The organism is Candidatus Erwinia haradaeae, from assembly GCF_900698935.1.
Taxonomy (GTDB): domain Bacteria; phylum Pseudomonadota; class Gammaproteobacteria; order Enterobacterales; family Enterobacteriaceae; genus Erwinia_E; species Erwinia_E haradaeae_D.
The window spans coordinates 735,261-747,892 of the sequence record NZ_LR217715.1; the positions used below are offsets into that span (position 1 = coordinate 735,261).

Genomic DNA, 12,632 nt, shown 5'->3' on the forward strand with positions numbered 1-12,632 from the left:
TCATTTTTGTATTTATATGAATTGTTATCCACTGCTGTTCTATGTAAGCTATGCACTGAGTTAAATCATCATAAAACTATAATATATCGAAATAGTACACGCAAAATGTTCTAGGTAATTGAATATAACTTATTATAATTTATAATTATTGTGAGCGATCTGCCACGCTCTGTGTTACAGACCCATAAGTATTATCTTTAAAGAAATAATACATCTCATGTTTCATTATTATAAAATTCTCTTAGCGGGAGGTCAATGTGATCCCGAATGCATCAGATGCTCTTATCTGGTTAGAATCTCATCCTCATTGCCTCAAAGGCATAGGTCGCGGTATTGAGCGCGAAACCCTGCGTATTAGGCCGGATGGATTTCTTGCGACCACCACACACCCAAGATCTTTTGGTTCACCTTTAACGCATCAATGGATTACCACTGATTTTGCTGAAGCATTATTAGAATTCATTACACCAGTCGATGACAATATTGATCATTTATTAGTGTTTTTACGTGACATACATCGTTATGTTTCTAGTCAATTAGGTGAAGAACTAATGTGGCCAATGAGTATGCCATGTAAAGTGCATCCAGACCAACCAATACAGCTTGCACAATATGGTTCATCCTCTATTGGTCAAATGAAAACGCATTATCGTCAAGGATTAAAAAATCGCTATGGTGCGTTAATACAGATGATTGCAGGTGTACATTATAATTTTTCTTTGCCATTTTCATTCTGGAAAGAACGGACTGGTATATATAATTCACAAGATGGAAAAGAAGCCATTTCCGCAGGATATTTACAAATAATACGTAACTATTATCGGTTTGGGTGGGTTATCCCATATCTTTTTGGTGCCTCACCAGCTATTTGCTCCTCATTTATGAATGGTCGTGAAAGCACACTTCCATTCGAACATAGTGAACACGGTATGCTATCATTACCATATGCAACCTCGCTGCGATTAAGTGATCTAGGCTATGTCAATCCATCTGATCACAACCTAAATATTACTTTTAATAATTTATCAGAATATATTGCAAGCCTACAAATCGCAATTCAAACGCCATCAGAAAAATTTATTGCAATGGGAGTCCAAGATGATCAGGGTAACTGTCTACAACTCAATACAAATATACTGCAGATTGAAGATGAACTTTATATACCCATCCGACCAAAACGCATGACATTATCTGGCGAATCTCAATTAGATGCGTTACAACGTAGAGGAGTGGAATACATAGAAGTACGCTCGCTAGATATTAATCCCTTCTCTCCCATTGGAATTTCATCCGAGCAAATCTGTTTCCTTGATATGTTTCTAATTTGGTGTGCTATTGCTGATTCACCCACCATAGATAGCATAGAATTAGCTTGTACACATAAAAATTGGAATTTGATTATTACTGAAGGTCGTAAATTTGGACAAACCATCAATATGGAGGATGGACAAACTAAATACCCTGTATCAGACATCGGTCATCACCTATTACATGATTTAAATCGCATCGCAAAAACACTAGATAGCCTGAGCGAAAAACCTCGTTATCAGAATGTCTGTCAGCGTCTAAAAGCATCCTTCAATAATCCAAATTTAACCTATTCAGCTCGTCTCTTACACACGCTAAAATCACACGGTCTTGAGCGCACCGGTCTAGCTCTAGCAGCAAAATACAGAACTCAGTTATCTCAAGAAGAATTAGAAATAGTAGACAAGAATCAATTTACCAATGAAGCACGACGCTCAAAAATACGCCAAAAACAAATTGAACTCAGAGACCAACACAGGAGAACAAATTTATACAATGTGAAGTGATAGTCGAATACTAAATTAGTAGTTATGATTTTCATATGCTATGCGAGGAAAAACAGAAAATTTGTTGTATGACAAAATCCATCCAAAACTCTCTAATGTATAAACATCATATAGTTCACTTATAAAGTATAGGCTAAATAAACTCTTACTATCAAATATGAATTAAAGAATGATTGGACAGTGTTATCTTGAAAGATAACATACTATGTATGAGTACGTTTCATATTCAACTAGCATGAATATCGGAATCCTTTTGCTAATGTATGATATATCTATTGATCACACCATGAAACTGAGCAGAACATTATGGCAAAAAAAATCATAAAAACAGTGTTAGGAGAACACCATTAGTGTTATATACACATAAAAAACCAATCGATACCTTATCTGCTTTAAAACCCTCACAAACATCACAAAATCTCAAAACAAGCTGATGACTTACAAATGATTTTTTGTATATTATATATGTAAGTCTTGCAAGTGCAATCTATAACCCTATGTATTGATAATACATAGGTTAGTGCAGTCCCTATAATTTATATAAATCACACTTATACTACACTATGATTACAACGTAGCTATACATAAAATTTTTTCAAATGGTATATTCGCATCGTTAAAAAAATAGGCATATAATCAAATATATGAGATAGCAATCTTTGTATTATATGTAAAATACATAATAAAAACTTCTTTTTAATAAATAATTCTTCTATATATATAGAAATATATAAAATTCGTTTACTCTCTCAATAGAGAGAGATATGAACTAACTTCATTGAATAGTCATTACATAAATAGCAATGTGTACTAATATTATTAAAATATAAAAACGCTGGAGAGGGCGGGTGTCAACCATATCCTAGCACATGTATAATCTATTACGGCTGCTTCCTTCCAGACCTGACCGGGTTCATAGATCGCCATTGCAGGCTGGTTAACACCACCCCCATGAAATATAATTTTCAATCTTATGCAGGGCATTATCTCTAATTCTGTTGGTAAATGCAAGTACTGAAGTAAAATACTTTTTCTATCTTTATAATTAATAGTTTTAACTAAGCTTCAACCATCGCACAATTCTCGTAAAATATTAAATAAAGAAAATCTATACACACTTCTGCATAAATACACACAATTCTATCGAAGTAAAAACAACACTTCTAGTACCTACAAAAAATATTACGGAAAACCTAGTTGCATATATGCAATATGGTCATCACTATGATAAAAACACATGATTATTCATAATGCTTTTATATTGTATACTACATCAATATTGTGCGTATTTTAAAAAGTTAAAAAAATGCATAATGTGTATCGTTGGTCGCAACATACACACTGCGTGTTATCATATCTGTGTGCCTCGCGTCAAAAGTTCAATATATAGAAATGTGCGCATATCTATGCAATCTATCATTGCTCTAGTGTCACTCGTTCGTCAAAATGATTAGTATTTTGACTCAAAATACGCGTCAATTATAATTCAGCGCTCTTTTCCATCGCCAATCATCAACCATCTCCTCAACAAGATACAAACACATCACTATAATGTATATTAGAATATTCATTGTGCTTTCTCTGCTCAAATCAGCACATAAAAAAGGTATGTTGTCAAACACCATGTTAATGTTTAGAACAAACAACATTTAATATAAAGACACTGCGTATGCAGTACAACTCACCCCAATAAGTGTTATTTATTACTTAATATTGTTTTGATGTTAATATAACCACAGCGGACATGATAGAAAAAATAATCATATTAACGATCGATATACTAGGAAATATCCTCATATCACATTCACATCAAATACAGAAATTACTATACCGACAATACAGACATTGCGTATTCACTCTTCTCCATGTCTTGTTGCGCTGCTTATATAAAAAATAAGTGATCAATTGTGAACTATACAGTTAACTGAGCAGTTAATATTTTAATATGTATATCGTAATACCATCTCACAAAACAATGACTCCCTTTACAAACTAACTATATCCTCACTTATCGGTATTTGAACACCCTGCCAATCTTGTCATAAAAATTCTAGACAAGAAACACTCTTAGTTGTATTAAAGGTCGTTTAATACTTGTTTCTTGAAACTACAATGAATACGACTTACGTCACGATACAGTATTAGAAGTTTGAAGATTATTCTAAAAAATATTTTTATTACATATAGCAACCAATTTCTTCCAAGTTTATGCTACATGTTACTAAAAATTTTTCCACCACTGCACGTTGTCATCACATTTATTCGCCTTCCTTACATGTAATACTGTGATATTGATAGCATACACACACATTAAATTTATTTATAAATCAATAAAAACTATCAAAATGCGCTGTAGCAGCATTTTATTGTTTTTATCTCTAGGTATTTTTTCTTCAACATTGCACTACACTGGTGTGTATAAAGTATTTTCTCGGCTTACTCACTCAACACTGGATTCAGGTTGTAAAAGTGCTATTTTCCATAGTTTATGAACACCAATGCTATAATTCACATCTGTACTTACACCATGGTATATACAGTAAGATGAGAGAGAATAGCGAGTCTAATAATATTTTTATAATGTTTAAATTATAGACAGATTCATCCGAAAGTGTTCCAAAGAAATTGATGATCATCTATCATCTTATGCAAACATCGTCAGAGACTATATTCTATAATATCACAGAAACATTTTTAGAATAGCTGTACACCTAAAACAAACAGATCACACAGGCAAAGTAAATAGTTTATAGAATCGAACATACTCCCTTTATCATCTATTTTTTGAAATGGTTATAGCGTTTTCTTTTACAGCTAATTGGCCTTGTAATCGTATAGCCTTACGTTGTGCATGCACTAAAGAGACACGAATACGTAACCAGAAGATACTACAAATCATCCAGCTCAGTAAAAAACCCATAGAAAATACTACCGCTAATAACGTAGCAATATGGAATTCACCACGACCCATCAGGTAATTAAAGGTGATTACTTGATCATTGTGAGCCCCTAAAGCCATAGCCAAAACGAGCATCACAATAATCACTAAAAAAATAAAAAAATATTTCAAAACATACCCTTTATTGTAAATTTCAGTAGTGAATGATATAAATAATTGTCCTAGTGCTTATCGCCTGCACTCTTTTATCGAACCATCAGCATTAGTATGCTGATGCCAGTTATTGCATTCAATATTAACTCGGCTATAATAGATATAATTCGCTGTGATTTATCACGCTAACCATGTTTGCTTTGGATTCAAATACTTGAAATTAAATAAAATTAGTGATAGTACATATAACATGACCACCTAACATATAGTTATGCACTAAATATAATAAATTCATACACCATCTGATCCCTACCGCATGAAAATCAATAGTTATGAAAGAACATGCCTAGAATCAACATCTTTTCTAGAAACTTTATTCTATGAAATACTGCATCTAAAAACTACTATCATACAACATTTTTTGTATGATTTTTATGATTATATCATTGTATGTGGTAATCACTATAGTATAGGCTCTAGCTATCTCAATACATCAGTGGAATATGTCTATCATACTAGTTATATATGACCCGCAAAATACCATGTAACACTTAGCGAAATCATTAATGATTACTACTCACACAAAACATAATTAAACCTTAATGTCAACTACATAAGTTATCACAAGATAAAGTATTACTATGATAACAAATCAACTTATCACAACTTATGATTAAAATATAAAACTATTACTACTACAGAATGGCATCATCAATATGATTGTGAATGTAGTCGTTATACAAACGATACCTCATAAAATAAAAAAGAGTCACCTAAATCCTACTAGAAACTATATTATATAGAGCATGACAAAGGAAGTATGCTACATAGTACGCTTATTAGCTATTACAACTACTTTAACTACGACCACCTTTATTATACATTCTCGTTTATGTAATAAGGTAGACGTCGGTCTGTGAACAGGACTATTGCTTTGCTAACCACTTCTTACACCATCATTAGCTGGCTGTTAGTATTTTCTTACTGGTTCTTAATTGTTGGCATCACTTTTCGTATTTTAATTAAGCGCCGTTCAGTACCTTTTGCTATGACTTGGCTACTAATTATTTATATTTTACCTCTAGTAGGAATTATTGCCTACCTCTCCCTTGGAGAATTACACTTAGGTAAGTGTCGGTCCGAACGCGTGCGTAGCATGTGGCCTTCTATGGCTATATGGTTGAAAAACCTGCATTCTATTCAACACCTTTGTTCCACAAAAAACAGTGATATTGCTCAACCATTATTCCAACTATGTGAAAATCGCCAAGGCATTTCTGGGATCACAGGTAACCAGTTACAGCTACTCACTAACAGTAATGTTACACTACGTACAGTGGTACGTGATGTACAGCAAGCTTGTCATAATATTGAAATGGTCTTTTATATTTGGCAGCCTGGTGGACAGGCTGACGAAGTTGCAGAAGCTCTTATAGCCGCCGCACAGCGTGGTGTGCGTTGTCGCCTATTGCTTGATTCTGCTGGTAGTGTAGAATTTTTTCGTACAGAATGGCCTGGTCGCATGCGTCGTGCAGGAATTGATGTAGTCGAAGCACTTCCTGTTAGTCTGCTCAGAATTTTCCTAAGAAGAATGGACTTACGTCAACACCGCAAAGTAGTGCTTATTGATAATTATATTGCCTATACTGGTAGCATGAATCTAGTAGATCCTAGATTTTTTAAGCCACATACAAAGGCTGGTCAGTGGGTAGATTTAATGGCACGCATGGAAGGCCCCATCGCCACTACTATGGGAATAATTTACTCTGCTGATTGGGAAATGGAAACTGGAAAGCGTATTCTCCCTCCCACACCTGATGCTAATCTTACACTCCTTAAACCACACAATGATCATACGATTCTAGTTATTGCATCCGGCCCATGCTTTCCAGACAACATGATTCATCAAGCGATATTAACAGCAGTGTTTTCAGCACGTAAAAAAATAATAATTACCACGCCTTATTTAATACCAACTGATGATTTACTACATGCTATCTGCATAGCTGCTCATCGTGGCGTAGATGTTAGTATTATCATTCCACGCTATAATGACTCTTTTTTAGTACGATGGGCTAGTAGAGCATTTTTCAGCGAACTACTTGAAGCTGGAGTAAAAATATATCAGTTTGAAGGCGGCCTTTTACATAGTAAAAGCATTCTTATTGATGGTCAGTTAAGCCTCGTAGGTACGGTTAATTTAGATATGCGAAGTTTATGGTTAAACTTTGAGATCACTATAGTGATTGATCATCATGAATTTGGCAGTAAGTTAGCTCGTATTCACAACCATTACATCGCTCAATCATGCTTAGTAGATGCTCGTTGCTGGTTGCAGCGCGCATACTGGCAACGTATCATAGAGCGACTATTTTATTTTTTTAGCCCCTTGCTATGATGAAAGACGCTTGCTTTCTATCATATACATCATGTTCCTTGACGGATCTATTCTAGATATCTCTACTATTAAGATAGAAATAAAGCTAATACTTGCATCTTTGACTTACTTCTATAGTTGAGTTACCTCAATCTAATAAAACAATAAAAAAGATTCTCACACATGCTCTTAGTTTCTAAAAAATCGTACATCTACACTAATATGAGTGATCATATCACTAATATTCAAAAACAAAAAAGTAATATGGGATAGATAGTGGCTATTTGTACGACACGCATCACGCATTATTCTTCACCTACTTAGAGTAGGGGGACACATGACTATTCGTCTTAGTGCTTTATATTGCCCTGGCTAATTACAAAAAATATTTTTAAAGATCAAAATGAAAACGATAAAAAGAATTTTGCTAAATAGTGATTTTTGATATATCCAATATTTTATATCAATATGTCGCATACAATATGATATGCACATATAGAAAATGACTCAAAAAAACACAATATGAGAATTTATAGGTAACATTAAAGGTCTTTAAAAAATAGTGCAATGTTACTCAAGATCAAAAATTTTGTATAAGCGCATGATGCTGTAGGATACCTACTATACTATTTTAAGTGATGTAAAGTGCCGAACACATAGGGTGAGATCTACTTATTCGCTTATTGTGTGAATTTTTGTTAGTGATTCATAGATCAACAGGAAATGTGTTATTATATGATTCGAAATAAGTGTGACTCTAGTAGTGAAAAAATAAAAACATACACCAGACTTTTAAAATATAAAATAAACCGCTTGCCTTTTAACAGAGACATGTGGATATCATGAGATGTCTCTATCTCAATACAATAGATTTTCATCTGTCTATGTCTATGCTACAACTGCTATCATATATAATAACTATGATGAACAGAGGAATTACATATACATTATTTTTACATTGGATAGCAGCGCTCTGTGGCAGCAAGTTTTTAACAATGAATATCCTTATTATATAAATAATTACTATGATTGAGATCATCAATCACATGCTCATTATTGAGCCGTCTACAATACTTATATTATAATCACGACACCTACATTATGCATGCTTAGAACGGAATATCATCTTCAAAATCGACTAAACCTTCATTATTAGTTGCTAGGTTATCTTTCTGAGACTTATGTGATAACGAGCGAGATAAGGATGTCTCCTTACTAAATGTATTGCTACCTTTTTGCTGAGCCCATCCGCTATTATCACTGGCATTATTCTGAGAACGTCCACCTAACATATGCATGGTGCCTCCAATATTCACTACTACCTCCGTAGTATATTTTTCAATACCGGCTTGGTCAGTCCACTTACGTGTCTGCAAAGACCCTTCGATATAGACTTGAGAGCCCTTACGAAGATATTCACACGCTACTTCAGCTAATTTACCGAAAAGTACCACACGGTGCCATTCAGTTTTTTCTTTGATCTCCCCGGATTGTTTATCTCGCCAACTTTCAGAAGTTGCTAAAGTGATGTTTGTAACAGCACTACCATTAGGTATATATCGTATTTCTGGGTCCTGTCCTAGATTCCCTACTAAAATTACTTTGTTAACTCCTCTACTAGCCATTTTCTTTTCTCCAATAAATCAATCTTTCTATCACTTAAGTTGATTGTTAGTTTTTAGATTTTATTTGTGTCTAATGTTATTGACGATTTCACAGAACATAAAACGTAGCACAATAGTTAATGTTATCTTGATATATTGTACATCATCACTATCATTGTTTATTTACTGAAGATCGCAAAATAGAGGATTCTGAAAGATCTACACTTACACCTATTGTGGAAAACATAGCAAAATTCTTCCTTCTGATCTATGAATCACTAACAAAAATTCACACAATAAGCGAATAAGTAGATCTCACCCTATGTGTTCGGCACTTCACATCACTTAAAATAGTATAGTAGGTATCCTACAGAATAATACACATATCAAAAACTGTTGAGATCAAATTGATAAGTACAATTGAGTAGCATAAAATTACTATACTGTGAAATAATTTATATCTTTTTGATGGATTTCATTTTCTATCAAAAATAGAAAAGGTGCATTGGATGTGATAAATATCTATATTATATTTAGCTTGCGATTTTATTTGGCAAGCAATATTTTCAGTATATGACTGTCAATAATGCGTGGCGTCATCCTTAAAATATCTAACAAGTATCATATATCTGGGTGACGTAATTATGATAAGATCTCATATCAGAAATTTATAACTATCCACATGACTCTACGAATCTTTTCATAAATTTCTCTCATAGTGAGAGTAGCACATAAAACTTCTGTCATCATTAAAGCACCTGCTACCAAAGCATATAAATACTTAATATATAGTTCTGCATGTCTGTTTATTACCAGAATCATAGTATCATTATTTTATCTAGTATCAGTATTTTATATATTTATGTGAGTCAATCTCTCTATAGACTTACTACGCTTGACTTAAACTACATGCTTACCATGTCTGTATTTTGAGATACTATATATTTAAAAGAATTTTGTCCATAAAAAAATACTGCTATCAAATCAACATATTGCAATGATCAATGTAATCGTTGTATGCAAATCAAATCATCATTCTTCAGTGGTATATACAATCCTCCGCTACAGAGTACATATTCAGTGTTAAAACTAAGAAAATTACAACTTATATCATTAAGATTTAAAAGATTTGCGGTTAGCTTTTTTGCGGTCATTTTCTGTTAAATAGCGTTTCCGTAGGCGTACTGACTGCGGAGTCACTTCGACTAATTCATCATCATCAATAAATTCTAAGGCTTGCTCTAAAGACATCTTGATAGCTGGAACCAAAGTCGGTGCCTCATCAGTACCAGAAGCACGCATGTTCGTCAATTTCTTTCCTGTTAAACAATTCACTGTAAGATCATTTAAACGCGAATGCAAACCGATAATTTGTCCTTCATACACTTCAGCACCATGACTCAGGAATAATTTACCACGCTCCTGGAGACTAAATAGAGCAAAAGCAACCGCTTTGCCTTGTCCATTCGAGATCAGAACACCATTTTGACGCTGTCCAATCGAACCTGCACGGACATCATCATAGTGGCTAAAAGTAGCGTGTAAGAGCCCTGTGCCGGCGGTTAAAGTCATAAACTCAGTACGAAAACCAATTAAACCACGAGAGGGAATGCAGTAACCAAGACGAACACGTCCTTGACCCTCAGACACCATGTCCTTAACATCTCCTTTACGCTCACCTAGAGCCTTCATCACACCCCCTTGGTGTTGCTCTTCAATATCCACTATCACATTTTCAAATGGTTCTTGCATTCTACCATCCATTTCACGGTAAATAACCTTAGGACGCGAAACTGATAGCTCAAATCCTTCACGGCGCATCGTTTCAATCAAAATGGACAAATGCAACTCTCCACGACCTGATACGCGGAAGGTATCAGTATCATCTGTTTCTTCTACCCTTAATGCCACATTGTGTACTAGCTCTTTTTTGAGACGGTTAAAAATTTGACGTGAGGTGACAAACTTACCTTCTTTACCACAAAATGGAGATTTATTCACATTAAAATACATACTAACAGTGGGCTTATCAACATTTAGCGCTGGTAGCGCTACTATATTCTGTGGATCACAAATAGTATCAGAAATATTTAGGTCACCTAATCCAGTAATTGCAATGATATCCCCAGCGTCAGATTCGGAAGTCTCTATACGCTTTAAACCAAGATGAGTAAGTATTTTACTAACCTTACCATTACGCGTTTTTCCATTACTATCAATAATACAAACATTCTGATTTGGTTTGACTGAGCCACGGGTGATACGACCAATGCCAATTACACCCACATAGTGTGTATAATCTAACTGAGATATTTGCATCTGAAACGGTGCGTCTGTATATACCTCTGGTGGCGGTGCATATTTAATAATGGATTCATATAATGGAATCATATTCTCTGCTATATCGCTATAATCTAATGTTGCAGTACCATTAACCGCAGAAGTATAAACTACTGGAAAATCAAGTTGCTCATCATGCGCATTCAAATTGACAAAAAGATCGAACACCTGATCCACCACCCAATCGGGACGAGCGCCTGGACGATCGATTTTATTCACTACTACAATGGGTTTTAGGCCATTTTCGAAAGCTTTTTTGGTTACAAAACGCGTTTGCGGCATAGGTCCATCAATTGCATCCACCACTAGCAGTACAGAATCAACCATAGACATGACGCGCTCAACTTCACCCCCAAAATCCGCATGCCCAGGAGTATCAACAATATTAATACGATACCCCTTCCATTGAATTGCAGTATTCTTTGCAAGAATAGTAATCCCACGTTCTTTTTCTAAGGTATTAGAATCCATTATACGCTCAGTCACTTCTGTACGAGCATCAAAAGTGCCAGACTGCAAAAGTAGTTGGTCAACCAACGTTGTCTTACCATGGTCAACATGAGCAATAATAGCAACATTACGCAAATTCTTAATCACACCCTTTCCTCAGATATTTAAAAACCATATATTATGCGATATTTACATGCGTAAAAAGCGTAATTAGTTCACACAAGTTAGAATTAAGATACACTACAATAGTTTAAAAATTATTTTATAAAGATTTGCATATTCCATGCAAAAGTACCACATGCGAATGTGATCATGATCAGGTATTGAACCTAACCATGTTATGACTATGACACATTAATCACTCTTTCACTATACAGTATATCGATATCATACACAGAGCTATATCAGCGATATACCCTGATATAAGAAACAACCTCTTCCAAGGATTTGTGATAAGCGGTAGCCTTGAAGCAAGCACTATATCGCTATACTACATGTTACAAAAAATATAAACCCTATTCTGATAAAGACTGTCAGTTTCTTGAGATAAAAGAAATATGGAACATAAACTGTGTGTAACAATGTCTTTTTTTAGAGAAATTTAACATGAGACAATACATAATCTCAACTATATATGTGGCGATACAATATGCTTTTTCTGTAAAAATTCTTGAGAGAATACATCCAACTAAATTGAGTTTATATATACTTAGTTATGTGCAGTATACATAGAAACCTAGCAATAAATTATGACCAATACCGTTAACTGCGTCAATCACAACAATTCAATAGAAGCCATGAAAACAAACTGCTCTGTCTCGCATAAAAACATCTATTTTTAATGTTGATTATATGAATAGACGTTGACATTAAGTCTCAGCCCTAATCATCGTGCCTAAATTGAACAGATCTCAAAATCACAGCATCATCAAAAACGGCGCTAATAATATACAGCTTTGCAATGAAAAGATATGCATGGATCAATAATAAATAAA

The 12,632-nt window shown here is 34.3% G+C and carries 5 protein-coding genes and 1 other RNA gene; 2 read left to right on the top strand and 4 right to left on the bottom strand.

The genetic code is table 11. From position 1 onward, the window contains the following. The first annotated feature begins 257 nt into the window (after positions 1-257). Positions 258-1,814 (top strand): glutamate--cysteine ligase, encoded by a 1,557-nt coding sequence (gshA, locus tag ERCIKOCA2762_RS02295; protein WP_157988578.1) that lies wholly within the window; start codon positions 258-260, stop codon positions 1,812-1,814. 846 nt (positions 1,815-2,660) lie between these two features. Here gshA and ffs read toward each other — a convergent pair. Further along, positions 2,661-2,757: signal recognition particle sRNA small type (ffs, locus tag ERCIKOCA2762_RS02300), an RNA gene on the bottom strand. 1,830 nt (positions 2,758-4,587) lie between these two features. After that, complete coding sequence (locus ERCIKOCA2762_RS02305; protein ID WP_157988579.1) at positions 4,588-4,884, bottom strand: LapA family protein; 297 nt, start codon at positions 4,882-4,884, stop codon at positions 4,588-4,590. A 916-nt stretch (positions 4,885-5,800) separates the two neighbouring features. Here ERCIKOCA2762_RS02305 and cls point away from each other — a divergent pair. Beyond that, positions 5,801-7,264, top strand: a complete 1,464-nt coding sequence (cls, locus tag ERCIKOCA2762_RS02310) for a cardiolipin synthase (protein WP_232043116.1) — start codon at positions 5,801-5,803, stop codon at positions 7,262-7,264. A 1,088-nt stretch (positions 7,265-8,352) separates the two neighbouring features. Here the strand turns inward: cls and ERCIKOCA2762_RS02315 are convergent. Beyond that, the gene (locus ERCIKOCA2762_RS02315; RefSeq protein ID WP_157988581.1) at positions 8,353-8,868 is read right to left on the bottom strand and encodes a single-stranded DNA-binding protein; all 516 of its coding nucleotides are present in this window, start codon (positions 8,866-8,868) and stop codon (positions 8,353-8,355) included. Between the two features lie 1,092 nt (positions 8,869-9,960). Continuing rightward, positions 9,961-11,784, bottom strand: a complete 1,824-nt coding sequence (typA, locus tag ERCIKOCA2762_RS02320) for a translational GTPase TypA (protein WP_157988582.1) — start codon at positions 11,782-11,784, stop codon at positions 9,961-9,963. Positions 11,785-12,632 lie beyond the last annotated feature (848 nt).